The organism is Hymenobacter sp. R533113, from assembly GCF_056835965.1.
In genome coordinates, this window is record NZ_JAKWBD010000013.1 from 365,279 (window position 1) to 390,851 (window position 25,573).

At 56.6% G+C, this 25,573-nt stretch carries 25 protein-coding genes; 11 read left to right on the forward strand and 14 right to left on the reverse strand.

Translation table 11 applies throughout. The features are described 5' to 3' along the window. Positions 1-18: 18 nt before the first annotated feature. The gene (locus tag MKZ35_RS10585) at positions 19-2,061 is read right to left on the reverse strand and encodes an alpha amylase C-terminal domain-containing protein (protein WP_482513261.1); all 2,043 of its coding nucleotides are present in this window, start codon (positions 2,059-2,061) and stop codon (positions 19-21) included. A gap of 249 nt (positions 2,062-2,310) precedes the next feature. Between MKZ35_RS10585 and ggt the strand changes: the two genes are divergently transcribed. Continuing rightward, positions 2,311-4,062 (forward strand): gamma-glutamyltransferase, encoded by a 1,752-nt coding sequence (gene ggt / locus MKZ35_RS10590; RefSeq protein WP_482513262.1) that lies wholly within the window; start codon positions 2,311-2,313, stop codon positions 4,060-4,062. Positions 4,063-4,127: 65 nt separating this feature from the next. Here the strand turns inward: ggt and MKZ35_RS10595 are convergent, their stop codons facing one another. Together MKZ35_RS10595 and MKZ35_RS10600 are read right to left on the reverse strand one after the other, a co-directional pair. Next, a complete protein-coding gene (locus MKZ35_RS10595; RefSeq protein WP_482513263.1) occupies positions 4,128-4,469 on the reverse strand; it encodes a hypothetical protein in 342 nt (113 codons plus the stop codon). A gap of 100 nt (positions 4,470-4,569) precedes the next feature. Beyond that, entirely contained in the window at positions 4,570-4,920 is a 351-nt protein-coding gene (locus MKZ35_RS10600; RefSeq protein WP_482513264.1) for a hypothetical protein, read from the reverse strand. A 464-nt stretch (positions 4,921-5,384) separates the two neighbouring features. Here MKZ35_RS10600 and MKZ35_RS10605 point away from each other — a divergent pair, with 464 nt between their 5' ends. The 5 genes from MKZ35_RS10605 (at position 5,385) to MKZ35_RS10625 (ending at position 11,780) form a co-directional block, all read left to right on the forward strand. After that, positions 5,385-7,430, forward strand: coding sequence for a TIM-barrel domain-containing protein (locus MKZ35_RS10605; protein ID WP_482513265.1), 2,046 nt, complete (start codon positions 5,385-5,387; stop codon positions 7,428-7,430). Between the two features lie 5 nt (positions 7,431-7,435). Then, positions 7,436-8,182 (forward strand): FlgD immunoglobulin-like domain containing protein, encoded by a 747-nt coding sequence (locus tag MKZ35_RS10610; protein ID WP_482513266.1) that lies wholly within the window; start codon positions 7,436-7,438, stop codon positions 8,180-8,182. 54 nt (positions 8,183-8,236) lie between these two features. Continuing rightward, on the forward strand, positions 8,237-9,253 hold the full coding sequence (locus MKZ35_RS10615; RefSeq protein WP_482513267.1) for a bestrophin family protein: 1,017 nt from the start codon (positions 8,237-8,239) through the stop codon (positions 9,251-9,253). Between the two features lie 39 nt (positions 9,254-9,292). Then, positions 9,293-10,717 carry an alpha-amylase family glycosyl hydrolase gene (locus MKZ35_RS10620; protein ID WP_482513268.1) on the forward strand — a complete coding sequence of 475 codons (1,425 nt, stop codon included), beginning with the start codon at positions 9,293-9,295 and terminating at the stop codon, positions 10,715-10,717. A gap of 106 nt (positions 10,718-10,823) precedes the next feature. Then, positions 10,824-11,780: an aldo/keto reductase gene (locus MKZ35_RS10625; protein ID WP_482513269.1), complete on the forward strand. Its 957-nt coding sequence runs from the start codon at positions 10,824-10,826 to the stop codon at positions 11,778-11,780. 128 nt (positions 11,781-11,908) lie between these two features. On the opposite strand, the gene MKZ35_RS10630 is transcribed toward MKZ35_RS10625, so the two are convergent. The 5 genes from MKZ35_RS10630 to MKZ35_RS10650 form a co-directional block, all read right to left on the reverse strand. Then, positions 11,909-12,502 (reverse strand): YdeI/OmpD-associated family protein, encoded by a 594-nt coding sequence (locus MKZ35_RS10630; protein WP_482513270.1) that lies wholly within the window; start codon positions 12,500-12,502, stop codon positions 11,909-11,911. 163 nt (positions 12,503-12,665) lie between these two features. Further along, positions 12,666-13,736 carry a serine hydrolase domain-containing protein gene (locus MKZ35_RS10635; RefSeq protein WP_482513271.1) on the reverse strand — a complete coding sequence of 357 codons (1,071 nt, stop codon included), beginning with the start codon at positions 13,734-13,736 and terminating at the stop codon, positions 12,666-12,668. Between the two features lie 72 nt (positions 13,737-13,808). Beyond that, entirely contained in the window at positions 13,809-14,393 is a 585-nt protein-coding gene (locus MKZ35_RS10640; protein WP_482513272.1) for a YceI family protein, read from the reverse strand. Positions 14,394-14,633: 240 nt separating this feature from the next. Next, the gene (locus tag MKZ35_RS10645) at positions 14,634-15,140 is read right to left on the reverse strand and encodes a hypothetical protein (RefSeq protein ID WP_482513273.1); all 507 of its coding nucleotides are present in this window, start codon (positions 15,138-15,140) and stop codon (positions 14,634-14,636) included. Between the two features lie 301 nt (positions 15,141-15,441). After that, complete coding sequence (locus MKZ35_RS10650; RefSeq protein WP_482513274.1) at positions 15,442-16,233, reverse strand: hypothetical protein; 792 nt, start codon at positions 16,231-16,233, stop codon at positions 15,442-15,444. A 42-nt stretch (positions 16,234-16,275) separates the two neighbouring features. Here MKZ35_RS10650 and MKZ35_RS10655 point away from each other — a divergent pair, with 42 nt between their 5' ends. The 3 genes from MKZ35_RS10655 to MKZ35_RS10665 all read left to right on the forward strand — a co-directional run bounded on the left by MKZ35_RS10655 (position 16,276) and on the right by MKZ35_RS10665 (position 18,271). Continuing rightward, positions 16,276-17,448: a serine hydrolase domain-containing protein gene (locus MKZ35_RS10655; RefSeq protein ID WP_482513275.1), complete on the forward strand. Its 1,173-nt coding sequence runs from the start codon at positions 16,276-16,278 to the stop codon at positions 17,446-17,448. 104 nt (positions 17,449-17,552) lie between these two features. Further along, a complete protein-coding gene (locus MKZ35_RS10660) occupies positions 17,553-17,735 on the forward strand; it encodes a hypothetical protein (protein WP_482513276.1) in 183 nt (60 codons plus the stop codon). Positions 17,736-17,773: 38 nt separating this feature from the next. Further along, positions 17,774-18,271, forward strand: coding sequence for a DUF421 domain-containing protein (locus tag MKZ35_RS10665; protein ID WP_482513277.1), 498 nt, complete (start codon positions 17,774-17,776; stop codon positions 18,269-18,271). Between the two features lies 1 nt (position 18,272). Here the strand turns inward: MKZ35_RS10665 and MKZ35_RS10670 are convergent, their stop codons facing one another. After that, positions 18,273-18,956: a hypothetical protein gene (locus MKZ35_RS10670; protein ID WP_482513278.1), complete on the reverse strand. Its 684-nt coding sequence runs from the start codon at positions 18,954-18,956 to the stop codon at positions 18,273-18,275. Between the two features lie 95 nt (positions 18,957-19,051). Between MKZ35_RS10670 and serA the strand changes: the two genes are divergently transcribed. Further along, positions 19,052-20,953 carry a phosphoglycerate dehydrogenase gene (gene serA, locus MKZ35_RS10675; RefSeq protein ID WP_482513279.1) on the forward strand — a complete coding sequence of 634 codons (1,902 nt, stop codon included), beginning with the start codon at positions 19,052-19,054 and terminating at the stop codon, positions 20,951-20,953. 157 nt (positions 20,954-21,110) lie between these two features. Next, positions 21,111-21,854 (forward strand): hypothetical protein, encoded by a 744-nt coding sequence (locus MKZ35_RS10680; protein ID WP_482513280.1) that lies wholly within the window; start codon positions 21,111-21,113, stop codon positions 21,852-21,854. Between the two features lie 138 nt (positions 21,855-21,992). Here the strand turns inward: MKZ35_RS10680 and MKZ35_RS10685 are convergent, their stop codons facing one another. From MKZ35_RS10685 to MKZ35_RS10705, 5 genes are all read right to left on the reverse strand, one after another. Continuing rightward, positions 21,993-22,430, reverse strand: a complete 438-nt coding sequence (locus MKZ35_RS10685) for a nucleotidyltransferase domain-containing protein (protein ID WP_482513281.1) — start codon at positions 22,428-22,430, stop codon at positions 21,993-21,995. After that, a complete protein-coding gene (locus MKZ35_RS10690; protein WP_482513282.1) occupies positions 22,378-22,605 on the reverse strand; it encodes a hypothetical protein in 228 nt (75 codons plus the stop codon). Before MKZ35_RS10690 ends, MKZ35_RS10685 begins: the two co-directional genes overlap by 53 nt. Positions 22,606-22,688: 83 nt before the next feature. Further along, positions 22,689-24,068, reverse strand: coding sequence for a D-alanyl-D-alanine carboxypeptidase/D-alanyl-D-alanine-endopeptidase (locus MKZ35_RS10695; RefSeq protein WP_482513283.1), 1,380 nt, complete (start codon positions 24,066-24,068; stop codon positions 22,689-22,691). Between the two features lie 586 nt (positions 24,069-24,654). After that, on the reverse strand, positions 24,655-25,179 hold the full coding sequence (locus tag MKZ35_RS10700) for a hypothetical protein (protein WP_482513284.1): 525 nt from the start codon (positions 25,177-25,179) through the stop codon (positions 24,655-24,657). Positions 25,180-25,246: 67 nt separating this feature from the next. Then, complete coding sequence (locus MKZ35_RS10705; protein ID WP_482514732.1) at positions 25,247-25,522, reverse strand: T9SS type A sorting domain-containing protein; 276 nt, start codon at positions 25,520-25,522, stop codon at positions 25,247-25,249. Positions 25,523-25,573: the final 51 nt, after the last annotated feature.

The window sequence follows — 25,573 nt, forward strand, 5'->3', positions numbered from 1 at the left end:
TCAGTCACAGCCAAGCCTTCACTCCCGCGCCAGTACCAATGCCGCGCGGCTGGTCACGTACAAGCTCAATTTATCCACCTCATCTTCCCGAAATGTTTCATAAACCAAGGCATCATCCACGCGGTTGAAGCCATCGAATTGGGGCGAATCGGAGGAGAGGATGACGCGGTAGCGACCGGGCTTAGGCACAAAGAAGCGGTAATCGGGAATGCTGCGCTCAGTGTGGAAGTTGAACACGAAAATTAGCCCCCCGCGCTCGAAGATGAGGACCTGATTTTCGGAGTCATTGTTGACCAGATGAGCGTGGGCGGCGGCCAGCAGGCGGCGCGACTTGGCCATACCTATCATAGCTTGGTCGAAGGCCAGCAGGTACTGATACTTAAGCTCCGGATTATCGGCCAGGGACCACTGCCGCCGGGCGTAGTGGTAGCTCCAGTCGTTGCCCTGACGGGGAAAATCGACCCATTCAGGGTGGCCAAACTCGTTGCCGATAAAGGTGAGGTAGGCTTCGCCCCCCAGCGCCAGCGTGATCAGTCGGATCATCTTATGCAGCGCCATACCGCGGGCCACTACCGGGTCGGGGTCATTCTTGCTCATGTGCGCGTAAATGGCCGCATCCATGAGCCAGTGGGCCAGGGTTTTGTCGCCGACCAACGCCTGGTCGTGCGACTCGGCGTAGGCCACGGTTTTCTCGCCCACGCGGCGGTTGGTGAGCGTGTACCACAGCTCGCCCAGGTTCCAGTCCTCGTCGCGGCGGTGCTTGAGCAGCTTAATCCAGTAATCGGGAATGCCCATGGCCAGGCGATAATTGAAGCCTATGCCGCCCTCGCTGATGGGACGGCACAGGCCGGGCAGGCCGCTCATATCTTCGGCAATAAGCAAGGCGCCGCGCTTTAATTCCTGCACCAGCGTAGAGGCCAGCTGCAGATATAAAATAGCGTCCTCATCAGCCTCGGGGCCAAAATACTGCGCGTAGGTACTGAAAGCCACGCCCTCGCCGTGGTGGTGATAGAGCATACTCGTCACGCCATCGAAGCGGAAGCCATCGAAGTGAAACTCCTCCAGCCAGTAGCGCAGGTTGGAGAGCAGAAACTGCTGCACTTCGGGCTGCCCATAGTTAAACAGCTTGGAGTCCCAGCCGGGATGATTGCCGCGGGGTCCGGCATGGAAATATTGCCCCCCAGAGCCGTCGAAATCAGCTAATCCTTCGGCCTCATTCTTGACGGCGTGCGAATGCACCACATCCAGCAGCACCGCGATGCCTCTGTTATGAGCCTCATTTATCAGATGCTTCAGCTCCTCAGGCGTGCCGAACCGCGACGACACGGCAAAGAAATTGGCCACGTGGTAGCCAAAGGAGCCATAGTACGGGTGCTCCATCACGGCCATGAGCTGCAAGCAATTATAGCCTAAGGCCTGCACGCGGGGCAGCACTTTTTCGGCAAACTCCAGGTAGCTGCCTACTTTTCCTTCTTCGGTGGCCATACCAACGTGGCACTCATAAATGAAGGGCTCCCGCACGTAGTTATTAATCCGAAATTTCTGGTCAGTCCAGGCAAAAGGGGCTTCGGGGCGCCACACCTGACCCGTATAATCTTTGGTATCGGGGTCCTGCACGGCCCGCCGCAGGGTAGCCGGCAGGCGGTCTTTTGCCCCCCGGTGGGTAACTACGTGTACTTTGTAGCGGCTGTAGTGCGTAAGGCGGTCCTGGCACTCTTTATCGGACAAAAACACTTCCCACACGCCATTTTCGCCTTTTTTCAAGGGCGTAGCAGCACGGTCCCAGCCGTTAAAATCGCCCACCAGAAACAGCCCTTCCGCCGCTGGCGCCCACTCCCGAAACCAGTAGCCACGGCGGCGGGCGTCGTAGTTAAGGCCCAGGTGTTGGTGAGCGGTGGCATATTTGCTCAGCGAGCCGTGCGACTGCTCAATTTCCTGCAGCCGCTGCCGCAGCCGCTCTTGCCGAGCCAGCAGCACAGGTTCGTAGGGTTCGAGCCAGGAGTCCTGCTGCACGAGGGGCAGACTGGCAGTAGGGGCAGCGGCGAGGTCAGGAGTTTTCATAGCGCAACTAGAGTTTAGGCAAAACTATCATTACCATCGGATTATCGCGTGCTTCCGGTTAGGAAGAAGCGTTGACGGGGCAGTTCGCTTCTTAAGCTACTGAAAGCTGTCTTATTTTCTGCTTTCTCAACGTAGCCGGCCCTGCTGGGGGGCATTTTTAGCGTTCGTTTAAAAAATATATTTCATTGGGACTATATTTATAAAAGGGGCATAAAGCTTGGTAACGGCTATAAGCCCTATCTTACCTGCATGAAGTCCCGCTTTTACTCTTTGGCCTTGTTGGCGCTGCTGGCCTGCACTACCAGCACCCCAACCGCTTCTGTTACCCTCGAAAATACCCTGGCAGCGCCGTTGCCAGCTTCCGAGCCGAGCCTGATTACGGCCCAGGCCATGGTGGTATCGGCGCACCCGGAGGCGTCGCGCATTGGGCTGGAAGTGCTGCAGAAAGGGGGCAATGCCTATGATGCAGCCGTGGCCGTACAGTTTGCGTTGGCGGTGGCCCTCCCTACGGCCGGCAACATCGGCGGCGGCGGCTTCTTTCTATATCGGGGGTATGAGGGCAGCGTAGGCGCGCTTGATTTCCGGGAAACGGCCCCCGCCGCCGCCAGCCGTGATATGTACCTGGATAAGCAAGGCAACGTCATCACCGACCTGAGCACGGCGGGCCACCTGGCGGCGGGTGTGCCGGGCACCGTGGCGGGCATGGTAACTGTGCACCAAAAGCTGGGCAAGCTCCCCTGGATTGATCTGGTGCAGCCCGCCGTTGAGCTGGCCCGACGCGGGGTGGTGCTCACAAGCAAAGAAGCTGCCGGCCTCAACCGCACTCGTCTGGATTTTATTAAGTACAACCCCAAGCACTCACCCGCTTATGTGCAGCCCGATGGGGATAAGCGCCCCTGGCAGGCCGGCGACACCATCCGCTACCCCGATCTGGCCCGCACCCTGGAACGTATCCGCGACCAGGGCCGGGCCGGCTTCTACCAAGGCCCGACTGCCAAGCTGATTGTGGCGGAGATGCAGCGGGGCGGCGGTATTATTACCGAGCAGGATCTGCTGAAGTATCAGCCCAAGTGGCGCACGCCGTTGCGCGGCAGCTACCGGGGCTACGATTTAATTACCATGCCTCCACCCAGCAGCGGTGGCGTGGCTTTGTTGCAAATGCTGCAAATGCTGGAGCCCTACGATTTGCGCGCTGCCGGCTGGCATTCGCCGCTGGCCGTGCATTATATCACGGAGGCCGAGCGCCGGGTGTATGCCGACCGCGCCACTTACCTCGGCGACCCAGACTTCGGCAAAGTGCCCGTGGCCCAGCTCACCGATTCAACCTACGTGAAGAATCGGATGAGTACGCTGGAAAATAAGGGTCGGGCAACCCCTTCGTCTGAGGTGCAGGCCGGCGCGGGCCTGCCCGTGTACGAAAGCGACCAGACGACCCACTACAGCATCGTGGATGCTACCGGCAATGCCGTATCGTGTACTACTACGCTCAATGGCAGTTACGGCAGCAAAGTGGTAGTGGCCGGCGCGGGCTTTTTGCTGAACAATGAGATGGACGACTTCTCGGCCAAAGCGGGCGTGCCCAATTATTACGGCTTAGTGGGCGGCACCGCCAACGCCATCGAGCCCGGTAAGCGCATGCTGTCGTCGATGACGCCGACTATCGTTACGCAGGGCGGCAAACTGTTCATGGTAGTGGGTACACCCGGCGGCAGCACCATTATCACCAGCGTCCTCCAAACCATCATTCACGTGCTCGATTATGGCATGACCATGCAGCAGGCAGTATCGGCGCCGCGCCTGCACCACCAGTGGCTCCCCGACCAGATCGACGCCGAAGAAAACGCCCTCCTTCCCGCCGCCCGCGACACCTTGCAGCGCCGCGGCTACAAGATTAATCCCCGCAGTGCCTGGGGCCGCGTCGATGCCATCCGCGTACTGCCCGATGGCCACCTGCAAGGCGGCGCCGACCCACGGGGCGACGATAAGGCACTCGGCTACTAGAGAAAAAAGACCATTATGCTTCGGCTCCGCCTCTGCATGATGGTCTTTTCGATTTTAAATAGTTCTTACTTCAGTTGGCTAGCGGCGCTGCTGAGCATTTGGCCCAGCTGCTGAAGCTTGTCGGCCGTGGCACCGTCGGCGCCGGCGGCGGCTTTGGTGGTGTGCTCCCCGAGCTTGGTGAGTGACTGGCTAAGCTGCGTGGTGTCGGGCATGGGCGAATCAAGCAGGTCCTTGAGGTTTTCCAGTTCGTGGGCTACGCCGTTCAGCTTGGTATCGGCACTTACTTTCAGGGTATCGATCCAGCTGTTGATGCTACGGGTAGCGCCGTGGCGGGCTTCGTGCAGGCCGCCATTTAGGGAGTTGAGGGTGGAATCGAGGTGGGCGAGGTTATTAGATGAGGTTGACATCGCTTAGAAAGGCAGCAGGAAGGACAGAAACGTAAATACGGCAAACAAAATCGGACCAGCGCCTTGCAGCACCAGTCCGATTTAGGAACAGCTTTCGCGGTTAGCGAATCTGGCTAGCAGCCGAGCTGAGGGCCTGGCCCAGCTGACGTACTTTGTCCTGAGCACCTGGGTCGGCCGACTCGGCGGCTTTGGTCGTGTGCTCGCCCAGCGTCCGCAGCGACTGCTGTATCTGGGTGGTGTCGGGGGAGCCGCCCGACAAGGCATCGTTGAGGCGCTCCAGTTCGGAGGCGATACCCGAAAGCTGCCCGTTGTTAGAGTTCTGGAGCGTGCTGATCCAGCTTTGAATGTTGGCGCCCGCCTGGGGGGCTAATCCGGCGAGGTCGCCGCCCTGTAGGGCCTTAATAGTAGCGTCTAGCTGAGCGGTGCCGGAAGGATTACCTGAATCTTGCATAATGGTAGTGGGTTTTGGTTGGTAGATGCTAAGCTTACGAGCCAGCCGCCGTGCGGTTGAGTTTAAGAACGTACAGAATTATGTGCAACATATTCATTATCAGATGCTTAAAAACAAATCAAAACCTGGCCTGTTTAGCCGCAAACGAGTGGCTTTCAAGCGCTCATCCAGTCCTATTTGCCCCCAGCGGCTCCAAGCAACGAATGGGCAGCACTACACAGCGCCAGCCACCAGAAATAAAAAAAGTAACGGCCACTTTTGACAAAAGCGGCCGTTACTTTTTTGTTAAGGCGGACAATAGTAATTCGCTATTCCGGGGTGCTTACTCACACTGTCTCGATGCCGGCGGGCGAGGTAGCGCCCCGACCGCTAAAGACGGCCGCTAGCCGGCTTCCATGTGGTCTGTAACAGGGGTCTTTTCAACCTGACTGCATTCTGTATCTTGCTCTGCCAAGCCACACCCTATGCAATCCTTTTTCCGCCCCATACTACTCCCACTTTTGGCGGTGCTCAGCCTGCCAGCTTACGGGCAGCGCGAAGCTGATGGTCCGCCCACGCGAGACCCATTTCCGCGCTCCGCGCCTCCCGCCCAGTCGATTGCCGCTTACCGCTCGCACCAGTATAGCGCTGGTTTGCTCAGCATTCGGGCTACCGATGGGGCCACGCTGCGGGTGCGCCCCTGGGCAACAGGCGTGGTGCGCATCGAGTATTTTCCCGCTGGCAGCCCCGTACGGCCCGATTCGTCGGTGAGCGTGGTGACCACCCCGGCCGCCGGCCTGACTACCGGCGTGCGTGCAAGCAGCCAAGCCCTAACGCTTGATTTAAGCGAAAACCTACAGGTGGTGGTTAGCAAAAACCCATTGCGCGTGCAACTGCTACGGGGCTCCGATACGCTGGTTTCGGAGGCCTGGGGGGCTTTTCAGCGCGTTGCAACGGCTGCCTCAGCGCCGAGTGAGACAGGCGTAAGCTTCCGGCTACGGCCCGGCGAGCAGCTTTACGGCACCGGCGCGCGGGCCTTGCCGCTTGACCGCCGCGGACGCCGCCTGGAGCTTTACAACCAAGCCCGCTATGCTTATCAGGACAGCACCGCGAACCTCAACCTGGCGTTGCCGATAGTAGTGTCGAGCCGGGGCTACGCGGTATTTTTTGATAACCACACGGCCGGCCACCTCGACCTCGGCGCAACCAATAAAAGGGTACTCGAATACAGTGGCGAGGCATTGGGTAGCTTGGGGTACTTTCTCGTGGCCGGCGACTCCTACGCTGCTATTCTGGACCGCTACACGGCGCTTACCGGCCGTCAGCCTTTGCCGCCGCGTTGGGCACTGGGCCTGATTCAGAGCCGTTTTGGCTACCGCTCCCAGGCCGAAACTGAAGCCGTGGCCCGCCGCATGCGCCGCGAAGGCTTTCCGCTGGATGCGCTGGTGCTGGACCTGTACTGGTTTGGCACTATCAGAGACCAGGGCAACCTCGATTGGAACTACCAGAAATTCCCGAAGCCCGCCGCCATGATGCGCGGTCTGGATTCGGTGGGCGTCAAGACCATCCTGATTTCGGAGCCCTACGTGATGCGCGCTTCCCACAACGACTCCGTGGTGCGCACCCAGGCTCTGATTGGCACCGACTCGGTGGGGCGGCCTTTTACCGTGGCCTCGTTCTGGGCCGGGCCGGCTTCGTTGCTCGATATGTTTAAGCCCAGCGCCCGCGAGTGGCTATGGTCGTATTACAAAAAGCGCAAGGCAGAAGGCGTCGGCGGCTGGTGGAGCGACTTAGGTGAGCCCGAAAACCACCCCGTCCGGATGCACCACGTCACGGGCCCTACCCGCCAGATACATAACGCTTACGGGCAGGCCTGGGCCAGCATTTTTGCCGAGAAATACGCCCAGGAGTATCCACAAGAGCGCTTATTCAACCTGGCGCGCTCCGGCTGGGCGGGTATGCAGCGCAACAGCGTGTTCCCCTGGTCGGGCGATATTAATCGGTCGTGGTCGGGCTTTCAGGCCCAGGTTCCCATTATGCTGGGCGTGGGCATGGGCGGCGTGGGCTACATGCACTCCGATGCCGGCGGCTTCTGCGTTGGCCCCATCGACCCGGAACTGTACACGCGCTGGCTGCAAATGGCCGCGCTCTGTCCTATCATGCGCCCCCACGGCGAAGGCGTCCCGCCCGAGCCTTACTATTATCCCGAGCCCTACAAAAGCATTGTGCGCAATGCCGCCCGCCAGCGCTACGAGCTGCTTCCCTACCTCTACACCTTGGCTTGGCAGAACACCCAGACCGGCGCGCCGCTCGCCCGCCCGATGAACTACGAGGCGGCGTCTGGGCTGGATAATGAGCAGTTGGGTAACGTAAACGACCAGTATCTACTCGGGCCTAACTTGTTGGTGGCGCCCGTAGTACAGCCAGGGCAGCGCCGCCGCAACGTGCTGCTACCTGCTGGCACCTGGATTGACTTTTACTCCCATGAAACCCTGGCTGGGGGCAAATTATCGGGCGTAACGCCCCATTAGAGCGCGTGCCCCTCCTTGTAAAGGCCGGCGCTTTTCTGCCGCTGGCACCTTACGTCAATACCACCGCCCGCTACCATACCGATACCTTGCGTGTGCGCTTCTATGCTGACTACAATGTACCCAAATCCAGCTTTACGCTCTATGAAGATGACGGAAAATCCGCTCAGGCAATGGCTGGGGGGCAATTCCAGCTGCTTTCCTTCGCGGGAACTACGGCCGCAGCCCAAACCGAGATTCGCGTGAGTGCCAGCGGCCAGGGCTACGCCAAAATGCCCCCCAGCCGCGTTATCGAGCTACTTATTCCGCGCGTCGCCACTGCCCCTACCGCTGTTCTCGTAGCTGGCCAGCCCGCGCCCGCCGATACCTGGCGCTACGATACCACCGACCAAACTTTACATGTGCGGGCGCGCTTCCAGAATCAGCCGCTTACCGTGGCTGTTCGGGGGCTGCGCCTGAATATTACCAATACTTTGGCCGCCCCCGAGCCCTTAACCTTAGCAGCCCCCAGCAACCGGATCTTTAGTGGGCGCACCACCCTCAATTACACGCTGCACACGCCCGGCCAGTATATTGTGCGTATCCGCGACGCCCAAGGCAGGGTAGTGCGCACTTTCGCGTCAGCCACCGAAATCGGCGCTCATGAGCTGCCCTGGAACGCCGATGATCAGCAAGGCCGCCCATTACCCAATGGCGTGTACACGGCCGAAGTGCTAGGTCAGCATCAGCGGCTGGTACTGGTGCACCCGGAGTAAGATGCCCGCTAACGCGGCTGGCCAACACGATTTATTTACAGCTTCAGCCTGCTTATGTATACGTCAAAAAGCTTTCCGCTGCGCGTTATTTTGTTCTTTAGCTGGCGCCATATCCTGTGGTATACGCTGCTTAGCACCGCAGTTCTAGGCATGTATAAAGGCCTGGGCTGGACATTTATCGGTATCCCATTTCTGCCCGTAGCCACCATTGGCACGGCTGTGGCGTTTTACGTGGGTTTCAAAAACAACTCCTCTTACGAACGACTCTGGGAGGCGCGGCGCATCTGGGGGGCAATTACAAATGCCAGCCGCTCGTGGGCTGCACTAGTAAATACGCTGGTAGGCCACGCCCAGTATTTTGATCAGCCTGATGTCATTGCCGCTCAGCGGCGGCAGTTGATACTGCGGCAAATTGGCTGGTGCAATGCTCTGCGCCTACAGTTGCGGCGGCAGGCATTATGGCAGGAAGACCCTCATGTCCGCTCCTTAAGCCGGGAGCTCGTGCAACAGCAGCACCGACAGGCCGAGGAAATGCACAGCACGCTGGAGCCCTTTCTGGCTCCTATGGAGCTAAGCTGCACTAACTGTGGAGCCGCTTCCGTTACCAATCAACTTCTCCATGCCCATTTGGCGCAGTTAGCGGAGCTGAAAAGACAAGAGCTAATCGATGGTTTCGAGCATGACATGCTAGGGCGTCAGGTAGTGGAGTGCTTTACGCAACAAGGCGGCTGCGAGCGAATCAAAAGCTTTCCATTTCCGCGGCAGTATGCCCATTTCAGCACCATCTTCGTCAGCCTGTTTACGCTGCTGCTTCCTTTTTCGCTGGTGGGCGAAATGGCCAAGTTTGGCGATTCAACAGGGTGGCTTACAGTACCTTTCAGTGTGTTAATTTCCTGGGTTTTCTTCTCCATGGAATCCATCGGCGACGCCAGCGAAAACCCCTTCGAAAACGCCATCAACGACATACCAATGTCGGCTATCTGCCGTAACATTGAGATTGACTTACGTCAACTATTGGGCGACTCTATTCTGCCCGAGCGCATTCAGTCTGTTGATGGTATTTTGCTGTAAGTAAGTCAGTTGGCATACTCCCACCTCACTCGCTTTCCTATGCCACATCCCTCACTTTTCCAGTTGCTAAGTGCTTTGCTTTTGTTGTCGGCGTCCTGCCAATCGCGTGCTCCCAAAGAAGCGCCCTGCCCCGAAACGCCGGCCCGCTTTCAGGTGAAGCATCCGGCGTGGGCTGCCAACGCCAGCATTTATGAGGTAAATGTGCGCCAGTACACGCCTGAGGGTACGTTTCGAGCGTTTGAGCAGCACCTGCCGCGTCTGCAAAAGATGGGCGTAGGCATTTTGTGGCTGATGCCGATTCATCCGATTGGAAAGGAAAAGCGCAAGGGCAAGCTGGGCAGCGCTTACTCCGTGCAGGATTATTACGCCGTAAACCCTGATCTGGGCACGCTGGACGATTTGCGCCACTTAGTGCGGGAAGCCCACCGGCGCGATATGCACGTGATTCTGGACTGGGTGGCCAACCATACCAGCTGGGATAGTAAGCTGGCGAAAGAGCACCCCGACTGGTTTACGAAGGATGCGGGGGGCAATTTTCAGCCTCCCGTGGCCGACTGGCAAGATGTCATTGACCTGGATTACGGCAAGCCTGAGGTTCAGCGGTACATGCGCGATGCGCTGGCGTATTGGGTGCGCGAGGCTGACCTGGATGGCTACCGCGCCGACGTAGCGGGCTTGGTCCCGACTGCGTTCTGGAACGAGGCGCGCCGCGAGCTGGAAAAGATAAAGCCTGTTTTTATGCTCGCCGAATGGGATGAGCTGTACCCGCCTACCTTCCTCCGGCCCGAGGATTTCAGCCCCAACACCAAGCTGCTGGAGCAAGCCTTTGACATGACATACGGCCTGCGCCTGCACACGCTTATCGACAGCATTGCCCGCCAGCAAAAGCCCCTCGCCGCCGTCGGCGACTACCTGGCTGCGGAGCGCCGCATGTACCCGCCCAGTGTGTACCTGATGAATTTTACCAGCAGCCACGACGTGAATAGCTGGGATGGCACCGAGTATAAGCGCCTGGGCGACAACGCCTTGCCCTTCGCCGTGCTGATGGCCACGCTACCCGGTATGCCAATGGTGTACAGCGGGCAGGAAGCCGCCCTGAAAAAGCGCTTAGCCTTCTTCGATAAAGATTTGATTCCGTGGAATAACTATCCGCTGGAAGATTTTTACACCAACCTGCTCCAGCTCAAAAAGCGTAACCCGGCGCTGCTGAATGGCGACCCCTGCGGCGAGTTTAGCCGGGTCCAAACGCCGGCTAACGTATATGCTTTTGTGCGAAGCAAGGGAGAGGAGGCAGTGGTGGTAGCTGTCAATATCGGGGCCCAGGCCCAAACGCTAGAAGTTCAGGCGCTGGCCGAGGGCAGTTTCCACGATGTAATGGAAAATCAAACCAAGCAATTGCCCCCCAACGCTTCGCTGCTAGTGCCGGCCCACGGCTACCGGGTAATGGAGCGGCTTCCCCACTGATTTTTTACGTTCTGCTTTGTTGCTTTCTCTCACAACCATGTGCTTTCCATCGTAAACCAGAAGCACTTCTCATCTGGCTCATCCAAGCACACCAGCATCCATCATCATGAACAAGCGCCCATTAGGTAACTCCTCGCTCTCTATAACCCCTCTCGTATTAGGCGGCAACGTATTCGGCTGGACCTCTGATGAGGCTACTTCCTTCGCTGTGCTCGACGCCTTTGTGGCGGGCGGCGGCAATGTCATTGATACCGCCGATGGCTACTCCGTGTGGGTGCCCGGCCACGTAGGCGGCGAATCCGAAACCATTATCGGTAAGTGGCTCAAACAGCGCGGCCGCCGCGACGACGTGGTTATTGCCACCAAAGTGGGCTGGGAAGTGAATGCAGAGAACAAGGGCTTAGCCAAAAACTACATCCTGCGGGCCGTGGAAGGCTCCCTCAAGCGCCTCCAAACCGACTACATCGACCTGTATCAGTCGCACAAAGACGACCTGACGGTACCAGTGGAGGAAACGCTGGAAGCGTATGCGCAACTGGTAAAGGAAGGCAAGGTGCGCGTGATTGGCGCCTCCAATTTTTCGGTGGCGCGCCTGCGCGAATCGTTGCAAGCCAGTGAGCAGCACGGCTTTCCGCGCTACGAATCCTTGCAGCCCCTCTATAATTTGTATGACCGCGCCGAGTTTGAGCAGGATCTGTTGCCTTTGTGCCAGGAGCACAACGTAGGCGTCATTCCTTACTACGGCCTGGCTTCGGGCTTTCTGACGGGCAAATACCGCTCAGCAGCTGACCTCCAGAAAAGCGCCCGCGGCGGCGGCGTTGGCCAGAAGTATCTGAATGACAAAGGCCTGTCCATTCTGGCGGCCCTCGATGCGGCCAGCGCCCGTCTGCACGCGACACCCGCCCAGATAGCCCTCGCCTGGATTATGGCTCAGCCCGGCCTTACCGCGCCCATTGCCAGCGCAACCAGCGTGCAGCAAGTAGAGGAGTTGTTGAAAGCGACCAACTTACAGCTGGATGCCGAGGCGCTGGAGCAGCTTGAAGGTGCCAGCGTAGCGGCCTAACAACCTCAAGCGCAAAATCCGGCGTACTCTTCGAATGTATTGATAAGAAAGCCCCCCAAGTAGCCGCTTGTCCCGAAGTGGCCATTTGGGGGGCTTTTTGTGCCGAGAACTTTGTGCTACTTCTTAGGCTATTTGGGAGATTGATTGGGTCTCTTATTTTCCGCTGCCAGCGCTACTATTTGCTCCACTCGTTTCTGCCGCGTCTCGGGGCGTTTGGCGCTATTCAGATACTGCAAGATCTGCCGTTTGGCGGAAGGCGGGAAGGCAGCGAAGTTTTGTTGGGCCAGCTCATTGGCAGCCAGTGCGGCTGTTAGCTCGGGGGGCATTTCCAGCGCGTCGCTGGCGTTGAGAGTGTCCCAGCTGCCGTCTTGGCGGGCGGCTTCTATCTTGCTCAGGCCAGCAGGCATCATGCGGCCGTCGGCCCGCAGTTTCTCTATGCGCTGCTTATTGAGCTGGGACCACACGCTACGCGGCTTACGGGGCGTAAACAGCAGGTGGAAGCAGGCCTCATCCTTCAGGCGTGGCAGACTATCAATCCACCCAAAGCACAGTGCTTCCTCCACGGCTTCGGCATACGTCATGCGTCCCTGTCGCCCGCTGGCCTTTTTATACAGCACCAGCCACGCGCCCGGCGAGGCGGCGTGCTGAGCCGCCAGCCAGGCACGCCAGCAGGCTGGGTCGGGAGCATCTATAATTTCATAACTGTCAATGATGCGAGCCATAGGTATAGCAGGTAGCCGCTGGGGGGCTTTTCAGGTAAGGTCAGCGCTTAGTTCGTCGAGTAATTATACGGGACGTAGTTCTCCCACTGCCAGGGCGTAAAAGTGTCGCCGAGTAGCTTTTCCAATAGTTCCTTAAACAGCTTATCGGCGTTGGAGCTGTTGCTCATGATAACCAAGCACTTTTTTGGTCGCCAAACACTACGCTGTGGTTTTCCCAGCCATCGTCGTGGCCTTCCTTAAAGTAAGCGCGCCCGTACGGCGACTCAAACACGCCCCAGCCCAGCCCATAGCCCAGCTTAATGGCCTTGTTATCGTCAGTCGGTACGGTGGCCAGCGGGCCAAACTGAGCCTTGAAGGGAATAGCTACCTGCGTCCGCACCATTTCCTGCTTCGCTTTGGGCGTCAGGCCTTTGCCTTGCATTACGGCGACCACAAACGTGGCATAATCGGCAATGGTGGTTTCCATGGAGCCCGCAGCACCGGCTTTTTTGCGCTTTTTCTTGGGCAGGGCCGTACCATCTTCCAAGTAGCCGACTGCATGGTTTTCCTCAAAGGCGGGCTGCCATACGTAGCTGGTGCGCGCCATCCCCAGCGGCTTAAACACCCGCTCCTCGCTTAATTGAAGCAGGCCCTTTTGAGTGATATGCTCCACCACTACTTGCAGCAGATGCAACCCCTCGCCCGAGTACCAGTAGTGAGTGCCGGGCGCAAACTTAAACCGCAGCTTTTCATCGGGTTCCAGCCAGCGCCAGTTGGGCAAGCCGGTGGTGTGGCTCAGTGCCATACGCGCGGTGAGCTGCTTCCATCGCTCATCAGTAGCCAGGTCTTCGTAGGCCTTTAGTTCGGGCAGAGGCTTGTTAAGGTATTGATACAGCGGCTTATCCAAATCCAGGGCGCCTTGCTGCACCAGCTGCATGACCAGGTAGGCAAACACGGCTTTGCTGAAAGAGGCGGCGTACATGGCAGTCTGAGGTTCCAAAGGCAGACGCTGCTGCACATTGCGGTAGCCAAATGTTTTCACGTACCGCACCTTATTATCCTCCAGAATGGCCAACGCCAGGCCCGGCACCTTGGCCGAATCCATGAGCGCGGGCACCAGCCGCTCTATCTCCTGCACCGAAATACGACTGCCGTCCAGGCGCTGAAAAGCTGCTTTTTGGGCTTGGCTAGCTGGTGCCACAAGCAGCAGCACGAGGGCAAGTAGTAGTTGGGGGCTCCAGAGGCTCGTTTGCATAACAGCAGAAAACAACAGCTTTCACTTATAATTCAGCAAACTAATGTATGGAAGTAAACTATTATTTATCAATTACTTATCAGCTTTGGCAATTATATCAAACGCCAGGTTGAACTCGTTGCGGATGGCATAGCTACCCAGGTTTTGGAAGAAGCTGCTGGAGTTATAATTCACGCCGAACTGCGTGCGGTCGATAGTAGCCTTGCCTTGTATGCGCAGCCCTTCTGGTTGAGTTGTAGTAGTAATGGGAAAGCGCACCGATTTGGTGATGCCCTTCAAGGTAAGCTCGCCGGCGGCCTGCCCCTTCACGACTTCGCGCAGCACGAAAACCGCAACCGGAAATTGCTCTGCATCGAAGAAATCCGGCCCCCGCAAGTGCTCCTGCAACTTGGCATCGGTATGCGTGATGGTGTTCATATCGAACTCAAAGCGACCCTGGCGTATGGTGGCGCCGTCGGCAGTGAAGGTGCCGTACCGAAGCTGGAGCGAGCCGCTGGGTGCCCAGGAGCCTGCTTCTGCGTAGCCCGTCCAGGTAATGGGGCTGGCGGCGGGTAAGGCTAGGTAGGTTGTGGCAGCTGGCTGAAAGGCAGAAAGCAAGCTGGTGAGTAGTATAAGTATGAGCATTTTCATAATGAAGATGGTAAGGGAGTGAACCATTGTGATTGGAGAAAAAACCTTTCTACAAGGCGGTCATGCTGAGCGGTAGCAAAGCTTCCCGCGTGCTGACTCTTATCATGCTTGATCTGACGTCCGGTTACGAAGCATCTCGCCCACTTCGTTGGGATTAGCTACCAGCAGAGATGCTTCGCTCTGCTCAGCATGACGTTCAAGAGTTAGCACGCGAGATGCTTCGTAACCGGACGCCAGATCAAGCATGACCACCTACCGGCTTCGGGCCTAGCGCACGGTGGCTTCGGTTTCTAGTAAGCCCATGCCTTTATAAAGCTTGCCATTCTTGTCTTTGGCCAGAATGTACCAGAGCGCGTCGCCACCGTAGAGCTGCTGGGCGCTGGCGGCGTAGCGGTAGTTTTTGGCGAAAGTGTAGGTGGTGCCCTGGCGCAGCTGGCCCTTGGAGCAGTTAAATATCTGGGCAAACTCAGCGGGCGTTTTGCGCATGTTAGCCTGCCAACCCTCGGCGCTGTACCAGATAAAGCTGCCGCACTCTACTATCTCCAGATCGGCCACGTCGGCGCGCAGCATGGTGCTGTGCTTCCACACGTACTGGCCTGGCTTGGCAGGGTCGGGCTCCGGGTAATTAGGGTTGGGCGTGTGCCACAGCGTGAGGCCCACGGGCACCTGCCGGAGCTTGTCGGGCAGGGCGCGGGAGTGGTCGGTCCAGGCCGTTTGGGCCGCTGTCGAGGAGCTGATGGCTAGCAATGCCAGCAGCAAAAGAAGGTTTTTCATGACCGTAATTCGGGTTAGTGAATACGGCCCAAAAGTGCGCGGCTAAGCCCTGTTAAGCGCCCCAGATACAGATATGGGACGTACCAGATCATGATGTGGTACTAGAGTGTGTGAACAGTAGCGCGGAAATCCGTTCCGCGACGAGCACCGCAAGTATATCGGACCGCTTGGTTTTCCCGCGTCGGAACTCGCGGTGCTCGTCGCGGAACGGATTTCCGCGCTATAAAAATGTGTAGTGTTCATATAGTCTAAGTAGCGTCTACCCTCAAGCCAACAGCTGCTTTAGTCTACACGCTTCAGCCTAGCGTCGATGCTTAACGGCTAGGGGGCAAATTCGCTGGGCGCCATGTTCGGCGGCTTCGGTGGGGGCGAAGTGCACGGCCCGCATGTCGGCCTGGCGCAGGCCGACAACGCCAATCAGCAAGACCACGCCGCCCAGCAGCCAGGTGGAATAATCGTAGGCGTAGTACATATTGAAAAACTCGCGCAGCACCACTTCCACCAGCCACTGCACGCTCACCAGCGCCAGCACTAGCAAGAGCACCCTCAGCCATTGCAGGCGCAGCTGCGACATCTCGGAGAAGTTGTCGGGCAGCCAGCGCCGGTAGCGCCGCAGCAGGCGCAGACATAAGGCCAAGTAAATAATCAGCGACACCCAGGTGCCGATAAACTCTACCCGGTAGGTGTAGGGTTGATGCACATGCTCCCAAAACCACAGTCGCACGGAATAAGGCTCAAACCGCAGCCACCAGTATAGCGCTGCCTGCAGCAATACCGGCCCAAAATGCCACCAGTACCGCGCCCGCCATTGAAATGGCTGGTTCACCAGGCTTTGCACATAAAAGTACAGCAGCGGTCCAAAGGCCAGGGAGTAGTAAATAGGCGTGAAGTACCACTCGGCATTCTGCCCATATAGGCCCGACGCCCGCCACAAGCCATCCAGCATCCAGAGGGCCATAGCTAGCAGCAGCAAGGCCAGAAAGCGGTTGGGGAGTTGGTTGTGGGGGACAAACCAGAGCAGCCCCGCGGCAAATATTGCCTGAGCCAGCACCGCAAAAAGAAGAACAATTTCCGGGGTAATCGTGAGCTGCATGGGGAAAGTTAAGCATCTTTGGCTTTCCCGAAAATACCCCACATGCGCCACACACCGTACTACTTTCTCCTTGTTCTCGCTTTTTGGGGCTGCGCCAAACAGCCGTCGTCCGGCAGCCAGCAAACCGCTCCGTCCCCAACCACCTATTATTACCCCGGCGCCGGCGACGCCTGGCAGCGCAAAGAGCCTGCGCAGGTCGGCATGGATGCCGCCCTGCTGGAACAGGCCATTGCGTTTGCCAAGCAGCAGGAAACTACCCAGATGAAGCCCGACTTCTCCACTCAAAAGGAAATTTTTGGCGAGCCCCTCGGCCCATTGCCTACTAGTCGGGCCGCTACCAATGGCCTGATTCTGCGCCACGGCTACATCGTGGCCGAGTGGGGCGACACTAAAGCAGCCGACCCAACGTACAGCGTGGCCAAAAGCGTGCTGTCAACTATCGTGGGGCTGAGCGTGGAGAAAGGCATTATTAAAGATGTGAAGGACCCCGTGGCCAAGTACATTAAGGATGGCAGCTACGCCTCGGCCCAAAACCAGTCCATTACTTGGGAGCACCACTTGCGCCAAACCAGCGAGTGGGCCGGTGAGCTATGGGGTAAAAACGTGAATTTCATTGGCAAGGAAGCCTTCGGTCAGGGCGAGCGGAAGCCCCGGCAGCTCCAGGCGACCGGCACCTACTACGAATACAACGACGTGCGCATCAACCGCATGGCGCTGTCGTTGCTGCAACTCTGGCGCAAGCCCCTGCCGGAGGTATTTCGTGACGAAATCATGAATCCCATCGGGGCCTCCAACACCTGGCAGTGGGTGCCTTACCGCAACTCCACCGTTCAGATTGATGGCAAGCCTATGCCTTCCGTGAGCGGCGGCACCCGCTGGGGCGGCGGCCTCTGGATCAGTGCCCGCGACGAGGCCCGCTTTGGCTACCTCATGCTGCGTGAGGGCCGCTGGGGGGCAAAACAGCTCGTGCCGGCCGCCTGGATAAAGCAGGCTACCACCCGCGGCCCCGTGGGTCCCGACTACGGCTACCTGTGGTGGCTCAACACGGAGCAGAAAGCCTGGCCTAGCGCCCCGGCCACCAGCTATGCTGCCCTCGGAGCCGGCTCAAACACCATCTGGATTGACCCCGAACACGACATTGTTATCGTGTGGCGCTGGCACGATGGCAAGCCTGACGAGTTGATCAAGCGGGTACTGGCGGCAATACAGCAGTAAAAGCGGCTTTGCGAGTCGAGGAGGCTCATCTGTCTGAAGTTCTGTAGCCCAACAACAGTAACAGCAGAAGTCGCGTTAGGGTAGCAGTCTTCCAACGCGCCTCCATGCTCCTCCTTGCCGCCCCTATCGAGCCCTTCGACTGGCACCGTATTTTCCTGTCTGACGACGCGCCTCCGCTGTTTTTGCTGGAAATAGTATTTCGGTGCGTGCTGACGTACCTTTTTATTATTGGTGCCTTACGCGTGACGGGTCGGCGTGGCGTGCGGCAACTTTCCTCTTCGAGCTAAGCATTATCCTGGCGCTGGGTTCAGCCGCCGGTGATGCCATGTTCTACGAAGATGTGCCGATGCTGCACGTACTCGTGGTATTCGTGATAGTATCGGGGCTCTATTTGCTCTTCAACCGCCTGACCGAGCGCTTTCCCGTTTTTAGTGACTGGCTGGAAGGTGCCCCCGTGCTCTTGGTGGAAAATGGTGAAATCCACTTAGAGAATTTCACCAAACAGAATCTAACCCAAAAAGAGCTGTTCGGCGAGATGCGTCAGTTGCAGGTAGAACACCTGGGCCAGGTGCGGCGCGCTTACATCGAAGCTACTGGCCACCTGAGCCTTTATTTTTTTGAGGATAAAGACGTGCAGCCCGGCCTGCCCATCTGGCCCGAACGTATGGCCGATACGCACCGTCGGGCCCAGGAAGCCGGTTTTCATGCCTGCGCCCAATGCGCCCATGTACAGGAGCTGGCTCGCGGCGAAGCAACCAAATGCACGGAGTGCAAGCACGATGCCTGGGTACCGGCCTGCTCGGAGCTGCGAATTGCACAATAAATCATGGCGAGCTTTTTTGCCTGATTGTCAGCTTCCAATAGCTGAAACGAGGTCCTGCTTCTGGCGCCAAATAATCGGTAGCCGAATGTTCTTCTCGCTTCAAATAAAGGGTAATTGGCGAAGTCCAGAAAATTTCTTCTGGTTCCCAAGTCGTGGGCCGTATCTCCCACACTTTTTGTAACAACCCACTTTTTAACTGAAACAACTGAACTGCATTGGGTTGTCCACCGGCATACTCTATTCCCGGACAAATTGTAGCTATCCTGTTCTCATCAGGTGCATATACTGGCATCCCATACAGCCTTAGCTTCCGCCCATTATCCGCCATCAGCCACCACTCGGAGGTTTCATAAAATGTAACCTCAACTACGTGCCGCTTATAACGTGATAGATACCCTTGATAGGTGTACGTAGTGTTTTCGTCCTCCGAATGACCTTTTTCGATTTCAGCTTTTCCAATAACCATATCCCGAAAAACTTGTGGCCCTGACGTAGTTGGAATTGTCAGAACGCCATTTGCTTTTTTGACTAAAGGGGTGGTAGCAGGGGCCGATTTTGGGAAAACGCGACGGGCGCGCTCATATTCAACGGGAGATAGTTTATTGAATGTGACCGTTACGGCCGCAGCTGGCTGGGGATAGGTTCCAGGCCATAGCCACGTCAGCAGTAGTAAGATACTAAGCATATAAATATTGGCTTCTTTTCCTTCTCTTCGGTTTTCGTGCGCTTGCGACTCCTATTTAGCGCTCCAAGATATCTATTCTCCCCGATATTGCGCCCATGTCTGACCAAACCCAGCCTCTGCCCTACCTTATCATCGACTTCGATAGCACCTTCACCCAAGTCGAAGGCCTTGATGAGCTGGCGGATATTGCCCTCCAGCATCACCCAGAGCGAGAAAAAATCGTTAGTCAAATCCGGTCCCTTACGGATCGGGGCATGAGCGGGGAGCTGAACTTCTCGGAGTCGCTAAAGCAACGACTGGCGCTGTTGCAGGCCCGGCGCGAGCATCTGCCCCTGCTGGTGGCCCAGCTCAAAACCAAGGTTTCGGATAGCATCGTGCGCAACCGCAGCTTCTTCGAGCGGTTTCAGGGGCGGGTGTATATCGTAAGCAGCGGCTTCCGCGAATTTATTGAGCCTGTAGTAGCCGACTTTGACATCGACGCTGACCACGTACTGGCCAATACCTTTACTTACGACGCTGGGGGGCAAATTACTGGCTTCGACGCCGACAACGTGCTCAGCCGCGACGGGGGCAAAATCGAGCAGCTCCGCCAGCTCGATCTGGCCGGCGACGTGTACGTGATGGGCGACGGCTACACCGACTACCAGATGCGGGAAGCTGGCCTGGCCAACCGCTTTTACGCTTTCACCGAAAACGTGGCCCGCGCTTCCGTCGTGGCCCAGGCCGACGAAGTTATTCCGTCCTTCGACGAGTTTCTGTATCAAAATAAGCTTCCCATGACGCTCAGCTACCCCAAAAACCGCATTAGCGTACTGCTCCTCGAAAACCCCGACGCCCGCGCCGCCGAGCTGTTTCGGCAGGAAGGCTACCAGGTAGAAAGCGTGCCCGGCGGCCTCGACGAAGACGAGCTGGTGGAGCGTATTGCTGGGGTGAGCGTTTTGGGTATTCGTTCCAAAACGCAGGTAACTCCCCGCGTGCTGGAAGCCGCCAACCGCCTGATTGCCGTGGGGGCCTTTTGCATCGGCACCAACCAGATTGACTTAGTTGGCTGCATGAAAAAGGGCGTGGCCGTGTTCAACGCGCCGTTTTCCAACACCCGCTCGGTGGTAGAGTTAGCTTTGGGTGAAATCATCGTACTAGCCCGTCGCATCCCCGACAAAAACCCCAAAATGCACCGCGGCGAGTGGGACAAGTCGGCGAAAGGCTCGTTTGAAATTCGGGGTAAAAAGCTGGGCATCGTGGGCTATGGCAACATTGGCAGTCAGCTGTCGGTGGTGGCCGAAGCGGTGGGTATGCAGGTACTGTACTACGATGTGGCCGAAAAGCTCCAGCTCGGCAACGCCGTGAAGTGCCGCACCTTGCAAGAGCTATTGCAGCAAGCCGACATCGTGACTTTGCATGTGGACGGCCGCGCTGATAACAAAAACCTTATTGGCGCCGAGGAATTTGCGTTGATGAAGCCGGGGGCCATTTTTCTCAACCTCAGCCGCGGCCACATCGTGGATATTCCGGCTCTGGCCGAAGCTATCCGCAGCGGCCACATCGGCGGCGCCAGCGTGGATGTATTTCCCTACGAGCCTAAAACGAACAATGAGACCTTCGAAAGCGAGCTACGGGGCCTGCCTAACGTGTTGCTCACGCCCCACATCGGCGGCAGCACGGCCGAAGCCCAGCGCAACATCGCCGAATTCGTGCCCGAGCGCATCATGGGCTACGTGAATACCGGCAACACCCAGCAAAGCGTAAACCTGCCCAATATTCAGCTGCCCGTGCAGCAGGCTCACCGCCTCATCCACCTTCACGCCAACGTGCCCGGCGTACTGGCCAGTATCAACAATGTACTGGCAGCCCACCAGGTCAATATTCTCGGTCAATACCTCAAAACCAACGAGCACATCGGCTACGTGATTACGGATATTGACAAGGAGTACGCCCCGGAGGTAATTGGGGCGTTGCGCAAGGTGGAGCACACGATTAAGTTTCGGGTGCTGTATTAGGGTCTGTGAACAACTGAAAAGTGGACTTGTGTTGAGCTAAAAGCTTTCTTCGACTTGTTGTCCACGCAGCCAAGCGGGGTAAACAAGCCTTTCAACTATCTTTCGAAGGATACCTAACAGTAATAGCAATAAACTTATGGACAGGAAGTTGGTACGCTTGAGCGTAGTTATCCTCAGTGTATTCGCCAGTACATTAGCCGGGTTTGCGCAGCAGGTTAGCAAAACAGGTCTTTCAGCTGCCGAGCTGAAGAAAAGCATAGCCATAATCAACCGTAAAGGGGAAGAAGGTGATGGCGCTGATCTGATTGCGCAGACGGCCAAACAGCTAGCCATTTACCTCAAGAGCCATGAGCTTTCGGCAGTCGACGCCCAAAAGATGGGGCTTGAATTAGCTGTAGACTCAAAAGACGCGGCCCATTTTAGAGTTTACTCTTTCAATTTCAATTCGGGTGGTACCTGGGGCCAAGTCTATGTTCCCGTGATACAATGGAAAAATCAGGCTGGTAAACTGTTCGCATATGCGCCTACCATGGAGTGTGAGTTTAGCGAAATCCACAAACTAAACAGCCCGGGCCGAACGATGTATCTGCTGCTTGGCAATGGGGGAGGACATGGGTATCGCATGCAGCGCATAGCGTGCGTAATGGAATTAAAAGGCAACTACTTATTGCTTAATAATCTCATTTTTGATAAAAGTGCTAGCCTGAACTTGCCTGGCGTATTAATGAAATTTGATACCCACCAGCAAGTGCTACGCTTGGATGTAACGGAATTTGATTTCGACTACTACGAACCTGACGACAAGCCCTATCAACTTCTGAAGCGGTGGGGATTTATCAGTCAAACGGCCACTAAAACGCTTGCGCTCAAATTCGACGGTCAGCGCTTTATAAAGCCATAGGTAACCGCCGTTGGAAGTGCCACGCTCGGCCTCGGCGACTAATTTTCATTCGCGTTCGGTTAATTCGAGACGGCGTATTTGGCAAATTTATTACTACTGCTGTCCACACATCATAGGATAACATAGCCAGCTTAGCTATTACTTAGGCAGATTCTCTAAGTCGCGCAGATCCTGGGGGCGCCCAGTGGCTCGCTTGGTTTGCCGCAGAGCAGCTAAGCTGATATGTTGTACTGGCACGTCGGCAAAGGTTAATTCCAAACTTCCATCAACGCAGTCATCGAAACTTACTCCCAAGGCTTGCGTCATCAGATCAATCCAAACGCCATTGGAAGCAAAAGAAAGGAAGTTAGGAACTGTCGTAAAATCGGTTTCCTCAAATTCGCCATTGGCGTAGCCAAAACGTTCAAGAGCCTGGACGACCCGGCGGGCATTAGCTACTGAAGGTCGCACCAATATATCTAGGTCGCCGGTTGTGCGCGGGAAACCGTGGGCGATAACGGCGTAGCCGCCTACCACCACGTACTCAACGCCTATCTCGTGGAATAGGCGTAGTAGACTTAAATACTCGTCTTCCATTTCGCGGCGCAGAATCTAAAGGTGGATTAGCTGGGTTGGCGGCGTAGATGGCGCGGGCCTGCCGGTTCAGCTTCACGGCCAGCGCCACTCGCTCGTAGGGGGTCAGCGACCAGAAATAGCAGCGCTGTGCTTCTTCGGCCTCGGCTTTATTACGGGTTTTGATAATGGGCTGCATAGGGGTGAGAAAGGTGGCCTTCCTAACTATATACGTTACCTAATGAAGCGGCGCCTTGGCTGGTGGACGCGTGCAACGCGCCCCTACATTCGCTCGCGCACTTCCTTTAGCACCCGCTCCATTTCCTGGCGTACGACGATGGTTTCTGCTACGTGGTTGTTATTCATAAAGCTGACAACCAGCAACTTTCCTTTCCGCGTTTTGAGGTAGCCACACACGTTGTGATTATTGCTGAGCGTGCCGGTTTTGCCCCAAAACCACGGGCCGGCCGCGTCACGGTACACGCGGCGCAAGGTGCCGTGCCCGCCACCAGCCGCCAGCAGACTCAACAGGCGCGGTTCCGGCACCTCCTGGTGCAGCTTGAGCAGCAAAGCCGATAGCGTGCGGGGCGTAATCAGGTTTTTGCGCGAGAGGCCGGAGCCATCTACCCAGCGGGGAGCATCGGGCAGGTCTTGCAAATACTGCGCGCGGACGGCCCGAATAACGCTTTGGGTGCTCAGCGAATCGGAGCGGAGGCGAGCGGAGCACATAAGCAGCAGTTGCTCGGCCAGCAGATTGTCGCTCACTTGCAGCATCCGCCGGTACAGCGAATCAACGGGCAGGCCGGCTAAGGTGCGCACCGCTTCCCGCGGGCGCACCGGGCGCCAGGGGGCATTTAGCACGGGCCGGCGTAAGGTATCCTGCAACAGCTGAAGCACCAGTTGGGAGCTGGGCCGAAAAGGCGTCTCGTCTATCCATTTCTTGGGCGAAGGGAAGTACACGAAGCGGTTGTCAGTTAGCTCACGGCGTACATGGTCGTCGGCGGGATGCGGAAAACCGGCTGGGGCTTCTTTCACAACGGGATTGAAAAAGCGCGGACGGACAGACGGCCGACGATTTGGACCGGCATAGAAGCGAATGACGTTGCCATAGACCGGAAACGCGGAGCGCTCGGGTTGGTAATAATAGTTGTAGTCATCCCAGCTCCAACCGGGCCCAAAGGCAGCCTCCGTCATGGGGATTTCCCGGTAGAAAAGCTTCTCGGGGCGGTTTTGCAGAAAATCGAATGCCCTACGCGAGGGCACATCACCGTGGAGCAGCGTGGGGTCGCCGGTGCCCCAGAACAGCAGCGAGTCGCCGCGCACGACGTAGCGCAGGCTGGGCAGTGAGTCGCCAAGCAAGTGCAGGCCGGCGTAGAAGCTGAACAGCTTCATGTTGCTGGCTGGGGTGAAATAACGGTCGGCATTGAGCTCGTATAGCTTCTCGCCTGAGGCTACTTCGCTAATCGAAATTCCCACCTGATGCTGGCGTAGCACCACCGATTCCGCAATCATTTTATTCAGCCAGCGCGGTCCTTTGCCACGGTTGGCACCCATTTCCTCCTCTTCATCGTCGCTGCTGAGGGAGCCGTAGCGCGGTGCGGCCGCACTGAGGGGCAGCAAGAGCAAAATCAAGAAAGCGAGCAAACGGAGGTAGGGCGACATTGCGCGGAGTAGTTATTACCGCAATATGCGCAGATTTAGGGCCAAAAGGAAGCGCTGGGGGGCTTTTTTAGTGTGACTGTGACTCTACGCTCCTGTTTAGCTCTGCTGTCTTTCGGTTGGCGAATCGTTGGATGTAGCGCGAAGCTTCTGCTTCGCGCATCGTTGAACGACTCGCACCAAGAATAACAAGCTTGTTTACCTAAACAACGATGCGCGAAGCAGAAGCTTCGCGCTACATCGCAACGACGCCAACGATGCGCGAAACAGAAGCTTGGCTTTGCCTTCCCGTAGTTCGCACTACACCTCAGCCAGTGCCCGGCCGCACACAAAACCTTCGCGGCCCCTGATGTTCCATCTCCCTTCGCCCTCCGCTATGCCAGCCTGAGAAAAGCCCCCTAGATGCTGGCGAAAGGTTTCGACAAAGCAAGTGCGTAAGTCCTGAAAACAAATGATTTCAACCAGAACGTCCTGCTTCAACAAGCGCGAAGCAGGACGTTCCAAGTATTTTCTGAATATATTCTTACCAACGCTCCGCTTTCGACAGCACCATATCATGAATAGCTTTCACGCAGCTATAAAAGGATTGCTACTCTAGCTTCGCGTAAAACTCGCCGTTTCTGATGCGCAACGTGTCCGGGTCAGCAGGCCTACACTTGTCTCGTGGATTTTTCACCGCATACGTGCCCGAAAACGTGCCTCTTATTTCGTTCGTTTCAGTATTGAAGGCAGTAATGGTTATGTAGTTGTTTAAGTTCTCAGTCTCTACGATGTGATAGTCGTCACATCCGGCATCGCCACCTTCTAAGGTGGAGAAGACGGATGAGAGCTTCGCATTCGGCTTTTGATAGTCAATTTTAAAAACCCTCTGGTGCGCGGGCTCATTTTGAACTTTGCTAAAACCAAATATTTCTTTTAGCTCTGATTCTTTTCCCGTCCAGCCTACCCGCCGCTCAAATACTAAACTCAATTCCTTGTTATCACTAGATAACCCGCCACGGGCCCCGGATTGCCACGGCACGCCGTTTATCAGTGCTTTCGCGTAATATTTACTATCCGGATTAGCCGTGTTTTTTTCGCAGCCTCCCACCGCAAAACACAAAAGGATGAGCACTATACTATGCTTAAACATACAGAAGAAATTTGAGGGTTGCCTGAAGTTATTAGTAATTAAAAATCAATTATCTCGTGACAAATAATTTACGAGTTTCGACTTTTGATGAAGTAACTACTTCTAAGTAGTAGACCCCAGGTGAAAGGCCCGCGTTATCAATAGCTATGGTGTGTTTACCTGGGTTGATAGTTGAGTGAAATACTTTTGTTTTCCTATTACGCAAGGCATCCGCGATATATACCGATACTAGCTCCGGCCCCGCTACGTTTATTTCAACCTGCGTTGTCGTGCTGGATGGATTAGGATAAACCTTTTCAATTAATACTACGGGTTGAGGTTCAATGCTACTTTGCGAAGCGTTTAAATTATTATATAATGAGTAGTATTTGGCGGT

Excerpts from the sequence above, each read along its gene's own strand:
- MKZ35_RS10640 (WP_482513272.1), bottom strand. The coding sequence starts at position 14,393 with ATGGTTCACTCCCTTACCATCTTCATTATGAAAATGCTCATACTTATA.
- MKZ35_RS10655 (WP_482513275.1), top strand. The coding sequence starts at position 16,276 with ATGCGCCACACACCGTACTACTTTCTCCTTGTTCTCGCTTTTTGGGGC.
- serA (WP_482513279.1), top strand. The coding sequence starts at position 19,052 with ATGTCTGACCAAACCCAGCCTCTGCCCTACCTTATCATCGACTTCGAT.
- MKZ35_RS10670 (WP_482513278.1), bottom strand. The coding sequence starts at position 18,956 with ATGCTTAGTATCTTACTACTGCTGACGTGGCTATGGCCTGGAACCTAT.
- MKZ35_RS10690 (WP_482513282.1), bottom strand. The coding sequence starts at position 22,605 with ATGCAGCCCATTATCAAAACCCGTAATAAAGCCGAGGCCGAAGAAGCA.
- ggt (WP_482513262.1), top strand. The coding sequence starts at position 2,311 with ATGAAGTCCCGCTTTTACTCTTTGGCCTTGTTGGCGCTGCTGGCCTGC.
- MKZ35_RS10615 (WP_482513267.1), top strand. The coding sequence starts at position 8,237 with ATGTATACGTCAAAAAGCTTTCCGCTGCGCGTTATTTTGTTCTTTAGC.
- MKZ35_RS10600 (WP_482513264.1), bottom strand. The coding sequence starts at position 4,920 with ATGCAAGATTCAGGTAATCCTTCCGGCACCGCTCAGCTAGACGCTACT.
- MKZ35_RS10685 (WP_482513281.1), bottom strand. The coding sequence starts at position 22,430 with ATGGAAGACGAGTATTTAAGTCTACTACGCCTATTCCACGAGATAGGC.
- MKZ35_RS10620 (WP_482513268.1), top strand. The coding sequence starts at position 9,293 with ATGCCACATCCCTCACTTTTCCAGTTGCTAAGTGCTTTGCTTTTGTTG.
- MKZ35_RS10650 (WP_482513274.1), bottom strand. The coding sequence starts at position 16,233 with ATGCAGCTCACGATTACCCCGGAAATTGTTCTTCTTTTTGCGGTGCTG.
- MKZ35_RS10660 (WP_482513276.1), top strand. The coding sequence starts at position 17,553 with ATGCTCCTCCTTGCCGCCCCTATCGAGCCCTTCGACTGGCACCGTATT.
- MKZ35_RS10695 (WP_482513283.1), bottom strand. The coding sequence starts at position 24,068 with ATGTCGCCCTACCTCCGTTTGCTCGCTTTCTTGATTTTGCTCTTGCTG.
- MKZ35_RS10595 (WP_482513263.1), bottom strand. The coding sequence starts at position 4,469 with ATGTCAACCTCATCTAATAACCTCGCCCACCTCGATTCCACCCTCAAC.
- MKZ35_RS10605 (WP_482513265.1), top strand. The coding sequence starts at position 5,385 with ATGCAATCCTTTTTCCGCCCCATACTACTCCCACTTTTGGCGGTGCTC.
- MKZ35_RS10665 (WP_482513277.1), top strand. The coding sequence starts at position 17,774 with ATGTTCTACGAAGATGTGCCGATGCTGCACGTACTCGTGGTATTCGTG.
- MKZ35_RS10645 (WP_482513273.1), bottom strand. The coding sequence starts at position 15,140 with ATGAAAAACCTTCTTTTGCTGCTGGCATTGCTAGCCATCAGCTCCTCG.
- MKZ35_RS10635 (WP_482513271.1), bottom strand. The coding sequence starts at position 13,736 with ATGCAAACGAGCCTCTGGAGCCCCCAACTACTACTTGCCCTCGTGCTG.
- MKZ35_RS10625 (WP_482513269.1), top strand. The coding sequence starts at position 10,824 with ATGAACAAGCGCCCATTAGGTAACTCCTCGCTCTCTATAACCCCTCTC.
- MKZ35_RS10585 (WP_482513261.1), bottom strand. The coding sequence starts at position 2,061 with ATGAAAACTCCTGACCTCGCCGCTGCCCCTACTGCCAGTCTGCCCCTC.
- MKZ35_RS10630 (WP_482513270.1), bottom strand. The coding sequence starts at position 12,502 with ATGGCTCGCATCATTGACAGTTATGAAATTATAGATGCTCCCGACCCA.